12 protein-coding genes are annotated in these 20,131 nt (G+C 64.8%); 5 read left to right on the top strand and 7 right to left on the bottom strand.

Annotated features, from left to right (window positions below):
* Positions 1–558, top strand: a complete 558-nt coding sequence (locus ABIC03_RS22975) for a carboxymuconolactone decarboxylase family protein (RefSeq protein ID WP_275171004.1) — start codon at positions 1–3, stop codon at positions 556–558.
* A gap of 101 nt (positions 559–659) precedes the next feature.
* On the opposite strand, the gene ABIC03_RS22980 is transcribed toward ABIC03_RS22975, so the two are convergent.
* Positions 660–1,667 carry a KpsF/GutQ family sugar-phosphate isomerase gene (locus ABIC03_RS22980; RefSeq protein WP_354061289.1) on the bottom strand — a complete coding sequence of 336 codons (1,008 nt, stop codon included), beginning with the start codon at positions 1,665–1,667 and terminating at the stop codon, positions 660–662.
* Positions 1,668–1,857: 190 nt separating this feature from the next.
* On the opposite strand from ABIC03_RS22980, the gene ABIC03_RS22985 reads away from it, so the two are divergent.
* The gene (locus tag ABIC03_RS22985; RefSeq protein WP_354061291.1) at positions 1,858–3,627 is read left to right on the top strand and encodes an outer membrane beta-barrel protein; all 1,770 of its coding nucleotides are present in this window, start codon (positions 1,858–1,860) and stop codon (positions 3,625–3,627) included.
* A gap of 213 nt (positions 3,628–3,840) precedes the next feature.
* Here the strand turns inward: ABIC03_RS22985 and ABIC03_RS22990 are convergent, their stop codons facing one another.
* Both ABIC03_RS22990 and gltB read right to left on the bottom strand, forming a co-directional pair.
* Complete coding sequence (locus ABIC03_RS22990; RefSeq protein WP_354061293.1) at positions 3,841–5,292, bottom strand: glutamate synthase subunit beta; 1,452 nt, start codon at positions 5,290–5,292, stop codon at positions 3,841–3,843.
* Between the two features lie 143 nt (positions 5,293–5,435).
* Positions 5,436–10,169, bottom strand: coding sequence for a glutamate synthase large subunit (gene gltB / locus ABIC03_RS22995; RefSeq protein WP_354061295.1), 4,734 nt, complete (start codon positions 10,167–10,169; stop codon positions 5,436–5,438).
* A 492-nt stretch (positions 10,170–10,661) separates the two neighbouring features.
* Here gltB and ABIC03_RS23000 point away from each other — a divergent pair, with 492 nt between their 5' ends.
* Positions 10,662–11,417, top strand: coding sequence for a hypothetical protein (locus tag ABIC03_RS23000; protein WP_354061297.1), 756 nt, complete (start codon positions 10,662–10,664; stop codon positions 11,415–11,417).
* 241 nt (positions 11,418–11,658) lie between these two features.
* Here the strand turns inward: ABIC03_RS23000 and ABIC03_RS23005 are convergent, their stop codons facing one another.
* Together ABIC03_RS23005 and ABIC03_RS23010 are read right to left on the bottom strand one after the other, a co-directional pair.
* Entirely contained in the window at positions 11,659–12,429 is a 771-nt protein-coding gene (locus ABIC03_RS23005) for an alpha/beta fold hydrolase (protein WP_354061299.1), read from the bottom strand.
* 319 nt (positions 12,430–12,748) lie between these two features.
* Positions 12,749–13,210, bottom strand: coding sequence for an Hsp20 family protein (locus tag ABIC03_RS23010; RefSeq protein WP_007597127.1), 462 nt, complete (start codon positions 13,208–13,210; stop codon positions 12,749–12,751).
* Between the two features lie 220 nt (positions 13,211–13,430).
* Between ABIC03_RS23010 and ABIC03_RS23015 the strand changes: the two genes are divergently transcribed.
* Positions 13,431–14,378: an alpha/beta fold hydrolase gene (locus tag ABIC03_RS23015; RefSeq protein ID WP_354061301.1), complete on the top strand. Its 948-nt coding sequence runs from the start codon at positions 13,431–13,433 to the stop codon at positions 14,376–14,378.
* 135 nt (positions 14,379–14,513) lie between these two features.
* Here ABIC03_RS23015 and ABIC03_RS23020 read toward each other — a convergent pair whose 3' ends face one another.
* The gene (locus tag ABIC03_RS23020) at positions 14,514–17,279 is read right to left on the bottom strand and encodes a di-heme-cytochrome C peroxidase (RefSeq protein ID WP_354061303.1); all 2,766 of its coding nucleotides are present in this window, start codon (positions 17,277–17,279) and stop codon (positions 14,514–14,516) included.
* Positions 17,280–17,454: 175 nt separating this feature from the next.
* Positions 17,455–19,251 carry an adenylate/guanylate cyclase domain-containing protein gene (locus ABIC03_RS23025; protein WP_354061305.1) on the bottom strand — a complete coding sequence of 599 codons (1,797 nt, stop codon included), beginning with the start codon at positions 19,249–19,251 and terminating at the stop codon, positions 17,455–17,457.
* Positions 19,252–19,495: 244 nt separating this feature from the next.
* On the opposite strand from ABIC03_RS23025, the gene ABIC03_RS23030 reads away from it, so the two are divergent.
* Entirely contained in the window at positions 19,496–20,128 is a 633-nt protein-coding gene (locus ABIC03_RS23030) for a LysE family translocator (RefSeq protein ID WP_354061307.1), read from the top strand.
* Positions 20,129–20,131: the final 3 nt, after the last annotated feature.

Consider the following 20,131-nt stretch of genomic DNA (forward strand, 5'->3'; position numbering starts at 1 on the left):
ATGTCCCAGGCCCCGCCGCGCATTGCCCCGCTCACCCCGCCTTATCCCCCGGAGATTCAGGCGCAGTTCGACCGCATCATGCGCGGTGCGCCGCCGCTGCTGCTGTTCCGGGTAATGGCGGGCCATACCCGCGCCTGGAACAAGTTTCGCGCCGGCGGCCTGCTCGATCCCGGCCCGCTGTCGTTGCGCCAGCGCGAGATCGTCATCGACCGCACCTGCGCGCTGAACAAATGCGAATATGAATGGGGCGTGCACGTCGCGATCTTTGCCGTGCCGGCGGGGCTCAGCGAGCCGGAGGTGCGTGCGACGGTGCAGGGCGATGCGACGTCGCCGTGCTGGTCCCCGGCCGAGCAGGCGCTGATCGCCGCCGTCGACGCGCTGCATCACCGTGCGACGTTTGACGACGCCGAGTTCGCCGCGCTGTCGGCGCATTACGACGAGGCGCAGATCCTTGAGATTATGCTGCTGTGCGGCTTCTACCGCACGGTCTCGTACCTGGCGAACGGGCTGAGATTGCCGCTGGAGGAGACGGCGGCGCGGTTTCCGGCGCCGCTCTAGCCGCCGTCATTGCGAGCGTAGCGAAGCAATCCAGAATCTTTCCGCGGAGGCAGTCTGGATTGCTTCGCTGCGCTCGCAACGACGAAAGAGAAAGGGACGCGCTACGCCACGCCCGCCCGCAGCAGATCGTGCAGATGCACGATGCCAACCACCTTGTCCGCCTCGGTCACGACCAGCGTCGTGATCTTGCGGGTGTTGAGCACCTCGATCATCTCGGTGGCGAGCATCGAGGGCGGCACTGTCTTCGGCTGCCTGGTCATGACGTCGTCGACCGACGCCGTCAGCAGGTCCGGCCGCATGTGGCGGCGCAGGTCACCGTCGGTGATGATGCCGACAGCCTCGGCCGCATCGTTGACGATGCAGACGCAGCCGAGGCCCTTGGCCGACATCTCCATCACCGCATCCGACATCTTGGTGCCGAGCGGCTTGATGGGAATCTCCGCGCCGGTGCGCATGTAGTCGCGGACGAACTTCAGCATCGCCCCTAACTTGCCGCCGGGGTGGAAATGCGCGAACTCCAGCGCGGTGAAGCCGCGGCCTTCGAGCAGCGCGATCGCGATGGCATCGCCGATCGCGACCTGCATCATCGTCGAGGTCGTCGGTGCCAGATTGTGCGGGCAGGCCTCGCGCGCCTTCGGCAGCTCGAGGACGATGTCGGCCGCTTGTCCAAGCGAGGACGCCGCGTTCGACGTCACCGCGATCATCGGGATCGCGAACCGCGCGGAATAGTTCACCAGAGTCTTCATCTCCGGCTGCTCGCCGGACCAGGACAGCGCCATGATGACGTCGTCGGTGGTGATCATGCCGAGATCGCCATGGGCGGCTTCGGCGGTGTGGACGAAGAAGGCGGGCGTGCCGGTCGAGGCCAGCGTCGCCGCGATCTTCCGGCCCATATGGCCCGACTTGCCGAGCCCGGTGACGATGACGCGGCCCTTCGCGTTGCGGATCAGATCGACCGCCTGGGCGAAGCTGGCGCCAAGCGGGCCGCGCAGGGCGGCGGCGAGCGCGTTGATGCCGCCGCTCTCCGTTTCCAGCGTGCGGAGTGCGGATTCGACGCTGTCGGGAATGGGGCCGGATGATTGGGTCATCAGCGGTTTCGAACTCGGCATGTTCTGGTCCAGGGAGGAGGGGCGTTCGCCCGTTGCGCCTGCTTAGCACGCCACGGTCTTGCATGCGACGAGGGCGGCCCGACCCTCAACCGGTCGTTAACCATAATTGTTTTAACTCCATTAACGATGGTTCCCGCCGATCGGTGGGGGCAATCGCGAAAGTGTTTGATTTCGTTGGAGTTCTTCCATCGTGGGGTCGTCTCCAGGCAGGAGCCGGAGCAAACGCGCGCATTTCCTGCGCGCGGCTTTGCCGTGCTTTGCGCTGATGGTCCTTGGAAGCGCCCCCGTGGCGGCCCAGAGCCTCACCCCCGACCTGTTCAGTCCCAACCGGGGTGGCTTCGCCTCGCCCGACACGCTGCCGACGCGCCGCACCGCGGGCGTGCCGCAGGCGCCGTCGGATGCGCTGCCGGCGCTGCCCGATCCCAACGCCGAGTTGCGCAAGCGCCAGCAGACGCCGGCGCGCCCTGGCCAAAACCCGACCAACCAGAACCCGACCGGCCAGGTCCCGACCTATGGCCTGCCTGCCGCCAATGGTGCGAGCAGCTCCGGCTACGACTCGCTGAACCGAAAGCGGCAGCAGCCGAAGCTCTATCCGGGTCAGCCCAAGCCGAAGCGCCCTGCCGGTCCCGGCTCGCGGGCACCGACTACAACGCCGGCGCCATCCACGCTCGGCCCGCCGAAGATCGCGCCGCCGCCGTCCGCCTCCGCAAACAAGGCGCCGGTGCCGCCGGCGCTGGCCGGCAACGTGCCCGGCCAGCCGCTGCGCCGCCGCCTCAAGCTCGACGAGGATGCGTTCGGCGCGGTCGGCGACTATGCCGGCAGCTTCCTGATCAAGGGCGGGCTCGAGCTCTCCACCGGCTACGACACCAACCCGGCGCGCCTAAACAAGCCAGTCGGCTCGCCGGCCTATGTCGTCGCGCCCGATCTGCTCGTGGCGTCCGACTGGGAGCGCCACGCACTGGTCGCGGATCTGCGCGGCTCGTTCTCCGGCTACACCAACAACATGCCGGCGACGATCGACGGCTTTGCCTCGCCTTCGCCGGTCGAGGTTGACCGCCCCGACTTCACCGGCCATGTCGACGGCCGCATCGACGTCAATCGCGATCTCAAGCTGACCACGCAGCTGCGCCTGCGGCTCGCCACGGACAATCCCGGCAGCCCGAACGTGCAGGCCGGCCTGCAAAAATATCCTGTTTACGCCGCCTATGGCACGACCGTCGGCTTCGACCAGAGCTTCAACCGCTTCCAGGTCGCGGCCGGCGCCACCGTGGACCGCACTGCCTATACCAACTCAAAGCTGACCGACGGATCGACCTTCAGCAACGACGATCGCGACTTCAACCAGTATGGCGGCGTCGGACGGTTCTCCTACGATCTCAAGCCGGGCCTGAAGCCGTTCGTCGAGATCCAGGGCGACACCCGCGTGCACGACCGGGCCGCCGACCGCAACGGCTATTTCCGCGATTCGAACGGCGGCTACGCCAAGGTCGGCACGTCCTTCGAGTTCTCGCGCATTCTCATCGGCGAGGTCTCGGTCGGCTACTCCGCGCGCAACTATGTCGATCCGCGCCTCAGCCAGCTCGCGGGCTTCCTGACCTCGGGCTCACTGATCTGGAATGCAAGCGGCCTGACCACCGTGAAATTCGCCACCGACACGCAGATCGCCGAGACCACCGTCCCCGGCTCCTCCGGCGTGCTGGTGCACACCTACGCCGCCGAAGTCGATCACGATTTCCGTCGCTGGCTAACGGCAGTGGGCAAATTCACCTACGGCACCTACGACTACCAGGGCCAGAATCGCAACGACAAGACCTACTCGTTCGAAAGCAATCTGATCTACAAGCTCAACCGCAACATCTGGATCAAGGGCACGCTCCGCCACGACATCCTGGATTCGAACCAGCCGGGGTCAAGCTCGCAGGGCACGGTGGTGATGCTGGGGGTGAGGCTGCAGAATTAGCGCGCATGGTCGTTGCGATTGGCGAAGCCAAGCCCGAGGTGTCGTCCTGGCGAAAGCCAGGACCCATTACCCCAGGGAGTAGTTTGGCGAAGACTCGTCGTTTGGTATTGCGACCGGCCAACGATCGAGGGATCACGCGGTATGGGTCCTGGCTTTCGCCAGGACGACAGCGGATTTATTGTCTGCCTTCGAGCTTGGGCGGCTCGCGCCGACTCAGCGCGGCAGATCCGTCTTTCCCATCAGGAACGTATCGATCGACCGGGCGCACAGCCGGCCCTCGCGGATGGCCCAGACCACCAGTGATTGGCCGCGGCGCATGTCGCCTGCCGTGAACACGTTCGGGCGCGAGGTCTGGTAGTCGAGCGTGTTGGCCTTGACGTTGCCGCGCGGGTCGAGCTCGACCGAGAGCATCTTGAGCAGGCCTTCGTGCACGGGATGGACGAAGCCCATCGCGAGCAGGACGAGATCGGCGTCGAGCTCGAACTCGGTGCCGGCGATCGCCTTGAACTTGTCGTCGACGCGCACGCAGTGCAGCTTCTTGACCTTGCCGTTCTCGCCCGTGAACTTCTGCGTCAACACGGCGAATTCGCGGATCGCGCCTTCGGCCTGGCTCGAGGACGTCCGCATCTTCAGCGGCCAGTTCGGCCAGGTCAGTCCCTTGTTCTCGTGCTCCGGCGGTGCGGGCATGATCTCGAGCTGGGTCACCGAGAGCGCGCCCTGGCGCAGCGAGGTGCCGATGCAGTCGGATCCGGTGTCGCCGCCGCCGATGACGACGACATGCTTGCCGCCGGCCAAAATCTCCTGGACGCCGTTCAACGGTTCATTGGACACGCGGCGGTTCTGCTGCGGCAGGAAGTCCATGGCGTAGTGGATGCCGGCAAGGTCGCGGCCGGGGATCGGCAGGTCGCGCGGGGCTTCGGCGCCGCCGGTCAGCGCCACGGCGTCGTACTCGTTGAGCATCTCGCGCGGATCGACATTGCCGTCAGCGCCGACATGGCTGTTGTAGTGGAAGGTGACGCCTTCGCCTTCCATCTGCGTGACGCGGCGGTCGATGACGTTCTTTTCCATCTTGAAGTCGGGGATCCCGTAGCGCAGCAGGCCGCCGGCCTTGGCGAACTTCTCGAACAGATGCACGTCGTGGCCGGCGCGCGCGAGCTGCTGCGCGCAGGCCATGCCGGCCGGACCCGAGCCGATCACCGCGACCTTCTTACCGGTCTTCACGGCCGCCACTTCCGGCTTCAGCCAGCCATTGTCCCAGGCGCGGTCGACGATCGCGCATTCGATGGTCTTGATGGTGACGGGGTTGTCGTCGATGTTGAGCGTGCAGGAGGCTTCGCATGGCGCCGGACAGATGCGCCCCGTGAACTCCGGGAAATTGTTGGTCGAGTGCAGATTGCGCGAGGCTTCTTCCCAGTTGCCCTGATAGACGAGGTCGTTCCAGTCCGGGATCTGGTTGTTGACCGGGCAGCCCGGCGTGCCGGGCGCGACCGAGCCGGTGCCGTGGCAATAGGGAATGCCGCAGTTCATGCAGCGCGCGGCCTGGTCGCGCGTTTCCTTCTCGGAGAGGGGAACGACGAACTCGTGGAAATGCTTCACGCGCTCGGCGACCGGGGTGTACTTGCGGTCATGCCGTTCGATTTCGAGAAAACCCGTGATCTTGCCCATTAAACCCGAAGTCCCTGCCGTCTAATCGTTTGTTGTTTCCTCACCGTCATTGCGAGGAGCTCTTGCGACGAAGCAATCCAGTCTGCTTCCGAGTAGAAAGTCTGGATTGCTTCGCTGCGCTCGCAATGACGGGCGCTGATGTCCTACGCCCCGATCGCGATTTTCGGCTCGGCGTCCGCGTTGGCGGCCATCTCGCGCAGCGCGCGCCGGTATTCGACCGGCATCACCTTGCGGAATTTGGGCAGCCAGTCCTTCCAGTTGGCCAGGATGTCGGCGGCGCGCCTGGAGCCGGTCGCTTTGGCATGGCGCGTGATCAGGACGTGGAGGCGCTCGACGTCGGAGGCGAGCAGGTCCTTGAACACGTCGACCCGGCCGTGCGCCTCGAGGTCACCGGAGTGGTGATAGGTGCCGGCGTTGATCAGCTCTTCCGACAGCACCGGCTCGAGCTCAACCATCGCCATGTTGCACAGCCTGTCGAAGTCGCCGGTCTCGTCCAGCACATAGGCGATGCCGCCGGACATGCCGGCCGCGAAGTTGCGCCCGGTCTTGCCGAGCACGACCACGATGCCGCCTGTCATGTATTCGCAGCAATGGTCGCCCGCGCCCTCGACCACCGCCACGGCGCCGGAATTGCGCACGGCAAAACGCTCGCCGGCGATGCCGCGGAAGTAGCACTCGCCTTGAATGGCGCCGTACATCACGGTGTTGCCGACGATAATGCTCTCTTCCGGCACGATGCCGCTGTTGGCCGGCGGCTTGACGATGATCTTGCCGCCCGAGAGGCCCTTGCCGACATAGTCGTTGGCTTCGCCTTCGAGCTCGAAGGTGACGCCTTGCGCCAGCCAGGCGCCGAAAGCCTGGCCGGCAGTGCCCTTGAGGCTGACATGGATGGTCTCATGCGGCAGGCCGGCATGGCCGTAGATCTTGGCGACCGCACCCGACAGCATCGCGCCCGCGGAGCGGTTGGTGCTGTTGATCTTGGCCTCGATCTTCACCGGCGCACCGCGGTCGAGCGCAGGCGTCGCCTGCTCGATCAGCGTACGGTCGAGCACGGCTTCCAGATGATGGTTCTGGCGCTCGGAGTGATAGATCTTCTGGCCCTTCTCTTCCTTCTGCTTGACGAACAGCTTCGAGAAGTCGAGGCCCTTGGCCTTCCAGTGCGCGACCAGCTTGGTCTGGTCGAGCAGCTGCACCTGGCCGATCATCTCGTTGAAGCTGCGGAAGCCGAGCGAGGCCATGATCTCGCGGACCTCCTCGGCGACGAAGAAGAAGTAGTTGATCACATGCTCGGGCTGGCCGGTGAAGCGCTTGCGCAGGACCGGGTCCTGGGTCGCGACGCCGACCGGGCAGGTGTTGAGATGGCACTTGCGCATCATGATGCAGCCGGCCGCGATCAGCGGCGCAGTGGCGAAGCCGAACTCGTCGGCGCCGAGCAGCGCGCCGATCACGACGTCACGGCCGGTGCGGAAGCCGCCGTCGACCTGGACCACGATGCGGCTGCGCAGCCGCTCGCGCACCAGCGTCTGGTGAGTTTCGGCGAGACCGATCTCCCACGGTGACCCCGCGTGCTTGATCGAGGTCAGCGGCGAAGCGCCGGTGCCGCCCTCGAAGCCCGCGATGGTGACATGGTCGGCGCGCGCCTTGGCGACGCCCGCGGCCACCGTGCCGACCCCGATCTCGGAGACCAGCTTGACCGAGACCGCGCCGTCCGGGTTGACGTTCTTGAGGTCGTAGATGAGCTGCGCCAGATCCTCGATCGAGTAGATGTCGTGGTGCGGCGGCGGCGAGATCAGGCCGACGCCGGGCGTGGAGTGACGCACCTTGGCAATGGTGGCGTCGACCTTGTGGCCGGGCAGCTGGCCGCCTTCGCCGGGCTTGGCACCCTGCGCCATCTTGATCTGCATCATGTCGGAGTTGACGAGATACTCGGTGGTGACGCCGAAGCGGCCGGAGGCGACCTGCTTGATCGCCGAGCGCATGCTGTCGCCGTTCGGCATCGGCTTGAAGCGGTCGGCTTCCTCGCCGCCTTCGCCGGTGTTCGACTTGCCGCCGATCCGGTTCATGGCAATCGCGAGCGTGGTGTGCGCCTCGCGCGAGATCGAGCCGAAGCTCATCGCGCCGGTGGCGAAACGCTTGACGATGTCCTTGGCCGGCTCGACCTGGTCGAGCGGCACCGGCTTGCGCTTCTCCTCGTCCGCGTTCTTGATCCGGAACAGGCCGCGCAGCGTCAGGAGACGCTCCGACTGCTCGTTGAGGATCTTCGCGAATGCGCGGTAGCGCTCCAGCGAATTGCCGCGCGCGGCGTGCTGAAGCAGCCCCACCGACTCGGCGGTCCATGCATGGTCCTCGCCGCGGCTGCGATAGGCGTATTCGCCGCCGACATCGAGCGAGGTCTTGTAAACGAGAGCCTCGCCGAACGCGTCGGCATGACGGCGCACCGCCTCTTCGGCGATCTCGCCAAGGCCGACGCCCTCGACGCGGGTGTGCGTACCGGCGAAGAATTTTCCGACGAATTCCGCCCTCAGGCCGATGGCGTCGAAGATCTGCGCGCCGCAATAGGACTGGTAGGTCGAGATGCCCATCTTGGACATCACCTTGAGCAGGCCCTTGCCGATCGACTTGATGTAGCGCTTGACGATCTCGTAGTCGTCGAGCGAGCCGGGCAGGCGGTCCTTCATCGCGATGATGGTTTCGAACGCCAGATACGGATTGATCGCTTCCGCGCCGTAGCCGGCCAGGCAGGCGAAGTGATGCACTTCGCGCGGCTCGCCAGACTCGACGACGAGGCCGACCGAGGTGCGCAATCCCGTACGGATCAAATGATGATGCACGGCGGCGCACGCCAGCAGCGACGGGATCGGAACCCGGTCGGTGCCGACCATGCGGTCAGACAGGATGATGATGTTGACGCCCTCGCGCACAGCGCTCTCGGCGCGCGCGCAGAGCTCGTCCAGCACCTGGTCCATGCCGGCCGCGCCGAGGCCGGCGTGGAAGGTGGTGTCCAGCGTGCGCGACTTGAAGTGCGACTCGGCGACCTCGGAGATCGAGCGGATCTTTTCGAGGTCCGCGTCGGTCAGGATCGGCTGGCGCGCTTCGAGGCGCTTGGTGGTGGCAAGGCCTTGCAGGTCGAACAGGTTCGGCCGCGGTCCGATGATGGAGACGAGGCTCATCACCAGCTCCTCGCGGATCGGGTCGATCGGCGGATTGGTGACCTGCGCAAAGTTCTGCTTGAAGTAGGTGAACAGCGGCTTGGCCTTGGCCGACAGCGCCGAGATCGGCGTGTCGTTGCCCATCGAGCCTGCGGCTTCCTCGCCGGTGGAGGCCATCGGCGTCATCAGGATGGTGATGTCTTCCTGGCTGTAGCCGAACGCCTGCTGGCGATCGAGCAGCGACAGGTTGGAGCGCACGCCGGTGGTCGGCACCTTCGGCAGCTCTTCCAGCACGATCTGTGTCCGCTCCAGCCACTCCGTGTAGGGATGGCTCCTGGCGAGCTCGGCCTTGATCTCGTCGTCGGGGATGAGGCGGCCCTGCTCGAGGTCGACCAGCAGCATCTTGCCGGGCTGCAAGCGCCACTTGGTGATGATCTGGTCCTCGGGAATCGTCAACACGCCCATCTCGGACGCCATCACGATGCGGTCGTCCTTGGTGACGAGATAGCGCGCGGGACGAAGGCCGTTGCGGTCCAGCGTGGCACCGATCTGGCGGCCGTCGGTGAAGGCGATCGCGGCGGGGCCGTCCCACGGCTCCATCAGGGCTGCATGATATTCGTAGAAGGCGCGGCGCTTCTCATCCATCAAGGGATTGCCCGCCCACGCCTCCGGAATCATCATCATGACGGCGTGCGGCAGCGAGTAGCCGCCCTGCACCAGGAATTCGAGCGCGTTGTCGAAGCAGGCGGTGTCCGACTGGCCTTCGTAGGAGATCGGCCAGAGCCGGTTGATGTCCTTGCCATAAAGCTCGGAGCTCACCGATGCCTGGCGCGCCGCCATCCAGTTGACGTTGCCGCGCAGGGTGTTGATCTCGCCGTTATGCGCGATCATGCGGTAGGGATGCGCCAGCGACCACGCCGGGAAGGTGTTGGTCGAGAAACGCTGGTGAACGAGCGCCAACGCGCTCTCGAAGTCCGCCTCGTGCAAATCGGGATAGTACTTGCCGAGTTGGTCGGCGAGGAACATGCCCTTGTAGATCACGGTGCGGCAGGACATCGAGCACGGATAATAGCCGGCGAGGCCGCGGTCGCGGCGCTGATAGATCGCTTGCGAGATCGACTTGCGCAGAATGTAGAGCCGGCGCTCGAAATCGTCCTCGGTCTTGGCGGTGCCGTTGCGGCCGATGAACACCTGCATGCAGGCGGGCTCGGTCGGCTTCACGGTGACGCCGAGCGAGGAATTGTCGGTTGGCACGTCGCGCCAGCCGAGCAGCGTCAGGCCCTCTTCCTTGATCTGATCGGCGATGATGCTCTTGATGACGTTGCGCCATGCGGTGTCGCGCGGCATGAACAGCGCGCCGATGGCGTATTCGCCGGGATTGGGCAGCGCGAAGCCGAGCTCCTTCGCCTTGCGGCTGAAGAAAGCATGCGGGATCTGCACCAGAATGCCGGCGCCGTCACCGGCGCGCGGGTCGGCGCCGACGGCGCCGCGGTGCTCGAGATTGCAGAGGATGCTCAACGCGTCCGCGACGATCTCGTGGGACTTCTGGCCCTTGATGTTGGCGATGAAGCCGACGCCACAGGAATCCTTTTCCAGGCTCGGATCATAAAGACCTACGGCCGGCGGGCGTGAATTGTGTTCCCGAATCGGATCGGTCGTTTTCGAGGCGACCGTCGCCGACAGTTGCTCTGCCACGATGTTTCCGCGCTCGACTTGCGACCCGTTCATGTCCTCGTCCTCTCCATGCGGCAAGCTGCCTCACCGCCACCTTCGGCGCACCTTGGGCGTCCCGCGGCACCCGCTTCTGGGTCACCGCTCGTCCGCTCGCGAGCCGCATTTTCTTAAATTCAGGCCAAGGCGTTCTTCGTCCCCGAGAACGGCTTTGCCTGTTGCCTTCTTGGCGCTCGAAAGCACCGACTTTCGTTGCAATCCCTATGCCGGAACCGCAAGCAAAATTGAGACAGTCTTCCTGTCCTAACCATCACCTTGCCAAATTTTTGTCTATCACACAAGCGCGCGCAAGTCCCGATTCCCCATCTGTCAATCAATCGCTTTCCAAAAGTTGCGCGGCCCCGGTTTTGAAGCAAACGCGCCCTGATCCGGCCCCGCCGACGCCGAAATCCCCAATGATGCTTCGGATCGACCCTTCGGAGGGCGCGCCACGCCGCAAGAAGCGAAAGAGCGCGATCCGTCCGGGGGCCTGACAGGAGCGTCTCGACCATGAAGTTTTTCACAGGATGTGTGGCCGCCGCCGCGCTGGTGCTGGCCGCGACCGCGGCTCAAGCGCAAGTTCCAGTGCGAGGGGCGATGATCGCGGTCTCGGATTTCGACGGACCCTATGCGCCATCGGACGCCGCGCCGCCCCCGCCGCCGCGCTATGGCTACGGCTCGGGCTACGAGGAACGCGGGCCGGCCCCGGTGCTGCTGCCATCGACCGAGGTCTACGCGGTGCTGCGCGAAAACGGGTTTTCTCCGCTGGGCATCCCGCGCCTGCGCGGCAGCGTCTACACCATCGCGGTGATCGACCGCCGCGGCGAGGACGGCCGGCTGGTGATCGACGCCCGCGACGGAAGGATTTTGCGCTTCATGCCAGCTGCTGACGCTTACGGCATGGCGCCGGGCTACGAGCAGCCTGCGGTTGCACCTTACCGCCCGCAAAGCGCGCTGCCGCCGCCGACCATGGTCCGCAGTGGTCCGCCCCGCCCACCGGCCCCGATCCCGCATGTCGCCAGCCGCACCGTCCCGCTCCCGAAGGCCGCCCCGCCGCGCGAGGCGCCGGTCGCCGCGGCGAAGCCGGCCGAGCCTGCGACGGCACAGGCAGCGCAGGCTCAACCTGCCACGCAGACCGTGGCAGTCGTGCCGGCAAAGCCCGCCGAGGCCGCGCCGCAGGTCATTGCTCCAACCGTCGGTCTGGCCAAACCTGCTCCAACGATCCTGCCGACACAGGACATGCCGGCAGCGCAGGGGCTGGACTAAACGTGAGCGTTTGATGCAATGGCCCGCATCACACCAACGGTGTCGTCCTTGGCGAAAGCCAAGACCCATACCGCGAGGTCTGTCGATTGTGCGTGGTGTGAGTACCGGATGACTAATCTTCGCCAAACATCCCCTTGTGGTAATGGGTCCTGGCCTTCGCCAGGACGACATTGGGGAGAGAGCGGAGCAAAACAAAAGGCGCCTGAGCACTTAAGCGCCTTTGCACCATGACAAGCGCCGCTCAGCTCCGGCCATACCCCGCCGCTTCCAGGATCAAATTCGCCACCTCCTTCGGGTGCGACACCAGCGAGAGGTGGCCGGCGTCGAGCTCGATCGTGGTGGCGTTCATGCGCTTGGCGAGGAAGCGTTCGAGATCGGGATTGATGGTGTAGTCGTTCTTCGACACCGCGTACCAGTTCGGCTTGGAGTGCCATGCCGCCTCGGTGGTGCGACCGGCGAAGATCGAGGCGGCGGTCGGCCATTGCACGGCGTAGAGCTCCTTGGCCTGCTCGGGCTTCACGCCATTGGCGAAGTACTTCAGAAAGGCGTCTTCCGAGAGTTTTGTGTAACCGTCGCGCTCGACGATGCCGGCACGCACGGGGCCGGTCGGGAATTGCTTCGACAGCGCGACGAAATCCTCGTTGGCATCGGGCGCACGTGCGGCGACATAGACGAGGCCGGTGACCTTCGGGTCGGTGCCGACCTGGCTGATGACGGTGCCGCCCCAGGAATGCGCGACCAGCACGGTCGGACCGTCCTGTTCGGCCAGCACGCGCTTGGTGGCTTCGACGGAATCCGCAAGCGACGACAGCGGATTCTGCACGGCGGTTACGTTGAGCCCTGCGGCCTGGAGGATCGGGATCACTTCCGACCAGCTCGAGCCGTCGGCCCAGGCGCCGTGCACCAGCACGACGTTCTTGGCCTTTACGGTCTGCGGTGTCTGCGCATGAGCGAGGCTGAGAGGGGCCGCCAGCAGGCTCGCGGCGACGAAAAAGCTGCGCCAGAAAGTCATGATCGTTCTCCGTCTTGTTTTTGGTTCGATAGCCAAAGGACGACGCGCGGGGCGACGGCGTTACGCCAATTCACCGCTCTGTGATGCGGCGGAACACTCCAGCAACGCAGTCCAACAATCGCTGACGTCCTGGCAAAGGCCGAGACCATCATCGCAGGGAAGGTATGGCGGATCCCTCGTTCGGTATTCCCTCCGCGCACGATTCTCGGTCTCGCGGTAGGATTTTCCTGGTTTCGCGGGGACGAGGAGAGCCGAACAAAACAAAAAAACGCCCCGGGGCACCGGGGCGTTTTCGCAACCTGGAAGTGACGTCCGTGATTTACGCGGCTACCGAGTTCTCGATCACCTGCGCGCCTTGCGCACCGGTGTTGATCGCGATCTGGCGCGGCTTCTTAGCTTCGGGAATCTCACGGACGAGGTCGACGTGAAGCAGCCCGTTCTCGAGCGAGGCGTTCTTCACTTGCACGAAGTCGGCAAGCTGGAAGGCGCGCTCGAAGGCACGCGCGGCGATGCCGCGGTACAGCACTTCGGCCTTCGAGTTCTCGTTGGCGACTTTCTCGCCCTTGATCGTCAGCGTGTTTTCCTTCGCGACGATGGAGAGCTCATCCTTGGCGAAGCCCGAGACCGCAACGGTGATGCGGTAGTCATTCTCGCCGGTGCGCTCGATATTGTAGGGGGGATAACCGGGGCTGCCGTCCGAACCGGCCTGGTCGAGCAGGTTGAAGAGGCGGTCGAAGCCGACGGTCGAACGGTAGAAGGGGGTCAGGTCGTAGGTACGCATGGTCAAGTCCTCCATTGAGCGACTGTTTGAGTAACCCGCCCGCCAATCGGGCCGGGCTTTCTCTGTGTGCAGCCTGATGTTCCGGTTCCGAAACACTGGTAGCGGCCTGCACCAAAGTGATATGGGTTGAGGAGAACGGCGTTCAAGAGGGCGGATACTTGGCCTTTTCGGCGCTCCCGCCCCCTGATTTGCAGCACTTCGTGCCCAAGCCTTCCCCATCATGACGCTGGTGTCGATACCATCCAATCCCGTTCCCGAAGACGTCGTCAGCGGCACCGTCAAAACCCCTGATGGCGTCGAGCTGCGCTTTGCGCGCTGGGCGCCGCCGGCGAACCGCAAGGGCACCGTCTGCGTCTTCACCGGACGCAGTGAGCAGATCGAAAAGTATTTCGAGACCGTGCGCGATTTGCGCGACCGCGGCTTTGCCGTGGCGATGATCGACTGGCGCGGGCAGGGCCACTCCTCGCGCCGCCTGCGCGATCCGCGCAAGGGCTATGTCCGCGACTTCGCCGATTTCGAGATCGACGTCGAGACCTTCGTGCAGCAGGTGGTGCTGCCGGATTGCCCGCCGCCTTTCTTTGCGCTCGCCCACTCCATGGGCGGCACGGTGATGCTGCGGGTGGCGCATGCGGGCAAGCGCTGGTTCGACCGTATGGTGCTGTCTGCGCCGATGATCGACCTGCCCGGCCGCGCCACCTCGTTTCCGGCGCGGGCTCTGCTGAAGACGATGCGGGTGTTAGGGATGGGCGGCCGCTATGTCCCCGGCGGCAGCGACCAGATCACCGGGCTCAATCCCTTCATTAACAATCCGCTGACCAGCGATCCCGTGCGCTATGCGCGCAATGCCGCGATCCTGGAGGAGGATCCGACCCTCGGGCTCGCGTCACCGACGATCGCCTGGGCCGATACCGCCTTCCGCGCGATGCACACTTTCAGGGGCAAAAACTACCCGTCCGAGATCCGTCAGCCGATCCTGATGCTGGCGGCCTCCAGCGACACCGTGGTCTCGATCGCGGCGATCGAGGAGTTCGCCTATCATTTACGCGCCGGCTCCCATCTCGTGATCGCCGGCGCCAAGCACGAGATTCTCCAGGAGCAGGACCGCTACCGTTCCCAATTCTGGGCAGCCTTCGACGCCTTCGTACCGGGCACGCCGCTGTTCAAGTGAGGGGGAGCGATGCTTCCCTGCGACCACACGCCGTCATGCCCGGGCTTGTCCCGGGCATCCACGTTCTTCGCGCCGTGACGAAGATCGCGGATGGCCGGGACAAGCCCGGCCATGACGAGGAAGTAGCATCACCCACTACAGCGTCTTCAGATACTCGATCAGATCGTAGCGCTCGTTATCGTCCTTGAACACGCGACCGATCACGCCCGGACGTTTTTCCTCGCCCGGCTTGCGTTCGAAGGAATGGCCGAGCACGCTGTTGCCTTGGATTGGATCCTTCTCCGACCCTGCCGAAAACTCGGTTTCACCCGTCTTGCACTTCTCGTCGGCGGTGACCGCAAAGCCGACGGTCACGGGATCATAGTCGCGGCGGCCCATGCAGAATTTTTGCGGGCGCTCGCTTGCAGGCTTCAGCAGCCAGTAGAGAGACGGCACCGAACCGTTGTGCAGATAGGGCGCCGTTGCCCAGATGCCGTTCAGCGGCCGTGCCCGATAGCGCGCTCCCCCCACCGGATTGAGGCAGTTCTTGCGCGCGAGATTCCACAATTTCGCCCGCTCGGCGTCCGGAGTCTTCTCGTCGTCCATCCATTTGCGGGCGACGAGATCCACCACAGTCATGAGTCCGAGCGCATACACCATCTCGGTCGGCGAGCTCGCGGTCGAGACGTCGCATTGCCACCATTTCTGGAGGTCGGCCGTATCCACCTTGAGGAAGCCGGGCACATCGACGATCCTGTTGCTGAGCACGAGCGACTGTTCGGGATCCGTCTTGATCTCGTCGAGGGGGATCGTCACCGCGTTCAGCACCTTGCTGTCGCCGCTCGGCTCCCAATGTCTCGACGACCAGAAAGCCGGAGTGTCGATCGCCGGCAGATGGCAGCCTGAACACATTTCGGCGTAAATCTTGCGGCCATTGTCGACCTTCTTCTGATCGAGCCTCCAATTGTCGCCAAGGATCTGCGAGGGCCATTTCGGCGCAAGCAGGCCGCCGAACTTCGGACCGGTGGAGGGATCTGCCGTCGTGAACGGATCTGGCCCCCTGAGCATGTCCTCGATCCAGCCGAGCGTGTTGATATGGACCGAGGAGCGCCACAGCCTGTCCTCCGGATAGGCGTCGGACAGGTTGAGCAGCGCTGTCACGCCGAGGGCTTCGCCGGCGTTGCGGATCAGCGGCTGCTCGATCGAGGCGTCGTACTGGGCGAACTTGAACCAGGGCACGGTCCAGATCGGGGGATAGCTGACCGGGGCGTCCTGGGCGTGCAGGTTCTTCTCGAATCCCTTGATCCCGCTCAGCGCGAGATCCTGCGAAAACACCTGATTGCCGATGCGATTGAGAGCGTCGAGGCGACCGAACCCTTCCTCGGTGTCACTCTGCTGCCTGCCGTTCCAGGTCTTCTTGCCTTCAATCGTCTTTTGCTGGGTTTGCGCCCAGTCGATCAGGAAGTTGCCGATCGCGCTGAGCTTCTGCTTGAGCGCGGCGCGGTCAGCCTTGCTGGCATCGGGGCCGAGCACGCGATCGGCGAAGCGCTGGAAGCGGAACGGCACGTAAAGCGTGTAGGCGATCGACAGGCCGGTGGAGAGCTCGAGCTTCTTCAGGTCGGTCATGGCCGGGCCGCCGTCGAAACGCACGTTCACGCCCTGGTAGTGGATCTGGCCGGTATGGCAGGCCGCGCAGGTCAGCCCGATCTTGTCCTCTTCGCGCCGGCCCGTCGCGGGATCGCTGACACCGGTCATCCGTGCGAAGCCGACCGGCAGGCCGTCGACGTTCTCCGCCGGCGTCCACCTAGTCGACCAGTCCGGCACCTGCGTCGTCTCGTAGACATTGGCGTAACCGAAGCGGCGTAGTGACGTCGCATCGGTCTGGATCGACTGCGGGCTCGGGATGAACCCGAAGCGCTCGAGATAGGCGCTGTCCGTCATCATGCCCGGCCGCGAGAACAGATGCAGGCGCGGCTGCTCCAGGGCCATGAACCATTCATAGGGCACCGGGAAGGTCGCGGTGCCCTGGCTGGCATGGTGAAACCAGTGCCTGTCCTTCAGCGACCAGTTTTGCTCGAGCCAATAGGCCGCTTTCGTCTCAGGGGCCGTGGGCAAGGGGGGCGGCAGGAGATTCACGAGAATTCCCTTTTGCGGTAGCATGGCGCGCACCTGGTCGGGGAATTCGGCGACCGCAACGAGCAAGGCAAGACCGAGGGCGACGAGCAGGGCCGCAATTTTGAGGGCGCCCCGCACCACGCGCTGGCAGGTCGACAGCACCGGCTGCGATACGAGCCGCTGGTTGATGCGAGCAGGGAATTGCCGCTCGTTGAACAGAGTGCGCACGTCGGCCACGCTGAGATAGCGGTCCTCACCCGCGCCCTTGCCCACGATCTTCAGGAGGATCGGCCACTCGAACTTCATCAGCAGGGGGTAGTACCAGCGCGCGGCGCCGCCGGCGCGCTTGAGGTTGTCGCGCATGAAGACGCCGATTTCCGAGGCGTTGAGACCCGGCTCGGAGCCGCCGCCGTTCGGATCCTGGTAGTTCCGCCCGAAGCTCGCAAACCGCGCGAGCTCGTCCTCATCGACCGTGCCGTCGACGCCGAGGACGCGCGAGCCGGCACCGCGCTTGTCGAGAGGGCCGCCACGCAACGCATCGAGCTGCGCGCCCGAAAATATGCTCTTCAGGATGTGACCGAGACCGTTGGCGATGAGCGCGACGCCGCGGACCTGGATGCGGGCCGAGACCTTCTTCAGCCCGGTCTCGCCGCTCGCATTCGCGATCGTTTGCGACAGCGTGCCGAGCGGGACGGTTCCGCCGTCAACAAACCCCTCGCCGACGAGGCCGCGCAGGAATGGACAGGGATTGTTCGGCGAGACCTGGATCGAGGGGTCGAAGGGGGGCTTCGGAGCGGAGTCATGCATGGCCCAAGATCCTGAAAACGGCGAATCGTGAAATAAAGACGCGGCGATAGAGCGCGGAAAGTCCTGACAAACCGACAACACGTTATACTACTTCAGCGTGTAGTGGAGTGTGGCTGAAGTCACTGTCGTGTCAATAAGGGCAGAGGGGACATTGCCGCGTGGCCGCGGCTGGCCCTCAGGATTCGGCGATGCGTTTGACGTCGCTCGAGACCAGGGTGAGTTTGCCGAGCGGCACGCCCGCATTCAAGAGTCCGGCGCGGTAATGGGCGAGGTCCTCGGGCCGCTTCCAGTGGAAATTGCGCAAATGGCGGTCGACATTGAGAGTCGGGTAGTTACCCATGAGCACGCGGGTCGCCTCGACCGCCTCGTCGGCCCGCCCCAATTGCGCCAGCGCCGCGGCGCGGATCGCCAGCGCCTGCAAATGGTTCGGGTTGATGTAGAGCTGTTCTCGAGCCCATGACAGGGTCGCGTCATATTGGCCCAGCAGATAATGGCTGAAGGCGTTCAGTGCGGCCCATTGGTAGCGCGGATCGCTGTTGTCGCGCTGTGCGGCCATCGAGAACAGCTCGATCGCCTCGCGGTGCTCGCCAATGGCGAAATGGCAGATGCCGAGCACGCCGCGCGCGCCGTTGTCGTAGGGGTTGAGCGCGACGGCGCGCTTGGCGGCGTCCATCGCGGCCTCGTAATGGCCCTCCAGCGCGTGGGTCCAGGACAGAATCGAGAACGCAAATGACGAGCGTGGGTCGAGCCGGACACTGGTTTCGGCAAGCTTCATCGCTTCGGCCCACATCTCGCGCGTGCCCTTGACCCAGCCGAACTGGATGCTCTGGATCTGGATCGTGGCGAGATAGGCATGCGCAATCGACAGCTTGGGCTCGAGTCTGATGGCCTCCCGGAACAGGTCGACGGCGATGGCCAGGTCTTCCTTGGTTTGCCGATAATAGTGCGACAGCCCTTTGAGGAAGCGGTCCCAGGCGGTGACGTCGGTCGAGAGCCGCGCCGGCGCCGAGGCCTCGGCCCGGACGATCTCGGTAGCGATGGCGGCGGACAGGTTGGTGGTGATCTCGTCCTGCATCGCGAAGAGATCGCCGATGTCGCGGTCGTAGCGGCCGGTCCAGAGCTGCTCGCCGGTCTCCGGCGCGATCAGTTCGGCGGTGACGCGGATCTTGGCTCCGGCACGCCGCACCGAACCCTGGATCAGATAGCTAGCGTCGATCTCCCGCGCGATCAGACGGGTGCTGACGTTGTTGCCCTTGAACACGAAGGTCGAGTTGCGGCTAAGCACGCGATAGAAGGATTGCAGCGACAGCGCGTGAATCAAATCCTCGGTCAGGCCGTCGGAGAAATACTCGTCCTGTGCGTCGCTGAGATTGGCGAAAGGCAGCACGCCGACGATCGCGGTGCGATACTGCTGCGAGAGGGCGGATGCCTCCCTCAGCGCGGGCGCAAGCGCCGGTGCACCCTCAGGCGTCCAGGTCCAGACCCCGATCGGATCCTTGATGTTCTTGAAGCGGTGGTTGCCGGCATCGACCAGCGGCACGGTGAGATGCTTGCTGGCCTCCTTGTAGGCCTTGGCCGAGATCGCGAAGCCGCCGGGGCTCGCCACGGCTTCGAGGCGGACGGCAATGTTGACATCGTCACCAAAGACCTCGTCCTCGTCGGCGATGACGTCACCCATGTGGATGCCGAGGCGGAACTGCATGGCGCGATCGGCGGGCAGATGGTGATTGCGCTCCGCCATCAGCGTCTGCATCGCGATCGCGGCCTCGGTGGCGCCGACGATCGAGGGGAACTCCAGCAAGAAGCCGTCGCCGGTGTTTTTGACGACGCGGCCGCCGTGATTGAGGATGATGGGGTGGATCGCGCTGCGATGGGCCTTGAAGGCGGCATGGGTGCCGGCCTCATCGGTGCCCATCATGCGCGAATAGCCGGCGACATCGGCGCAGACAATGGCAGCCAGACGTCTTTCCATTCCGGAGCTCCAAGAGACTTGCAAGAGACTTGGAAGAGACCGAGGACCGGCCACGGCGTGGCCGTCGCCTCGAATCCCCGCATTCAAGAAGCATTCCTTATAGAGCAGATGAGGCCGAGCGAAAGTATGATCCGCATTGCAAATTCGAGGTAAATCCTCGGCAATCCCGGCGGTGGACGGCGACGAGCGAACCCACTAAGCCGCCTTCTAGGGACGACGGTTGGGCGGCGGAGGCACGTCACACATGCTGGGCATTCACGAAATCTGGCTTTTCGTCCTGTCGGGCGTGCTGCTCAACATCACGCCGGGGCCAGATACGGTCTATGTGATCGGCCGCAGCATGCAGCTGGGCTGGCGAGGTGGTGCTGCGGCGGCGCTGGGCATCAGTTGCGGCTGCTTTTTCCACGTCGCGGGCGCCGCGATCGGCCTTTCGGCCCTGCTGATGGCTTCATCGACCGCGTTCTCGATCCTGAAGTTGGTCGGCGCGGCCTATCTCGTCGTGACCGGGCTTCAGATGCTGTGGTCGCGCCCGGTCCTGGCCTCAACCATCGACGAGCCGGTGCAGAGCTCGCTGCGGCGGGTTTTCCTCCAGGGCGTGTTCACCAACGCGCTCAATCCCAAGGTCGCGCTGTTCTTCCTGGCCTTCCTGCCGCAATTCGTCGCAGCCGACTCGGCGCACAAGCCGCTCGCCTTCCTGACGCTCGGCCTGATCTTCATCTGCACGGGAACGCTGTGGTGCCTGGTGCTGGCGGCGTTCGCGGCAAAGGCCGCCCACCGCTTGCGGAGCTCCGAAGGCGCGGTCGCCTGGGTCAACCGTGCCCTCGGCGGCCTCTTCATCTATCTCGGCATCCGCGTCGCCATGCTGGAGACGCGGTAACGT

Origin of the sequence: Bradyrhizobium sp. RT6a, from assembly GCF_040547675.1 — a bacterium.
In the GTDB taxonomy this organism is placed as follows: domain Bacteria; phylum Pseudomonadota; class Alphaproteobacteria; order Rhizobiales; family Xanthobacteraceae; genus Bradyrhizobium.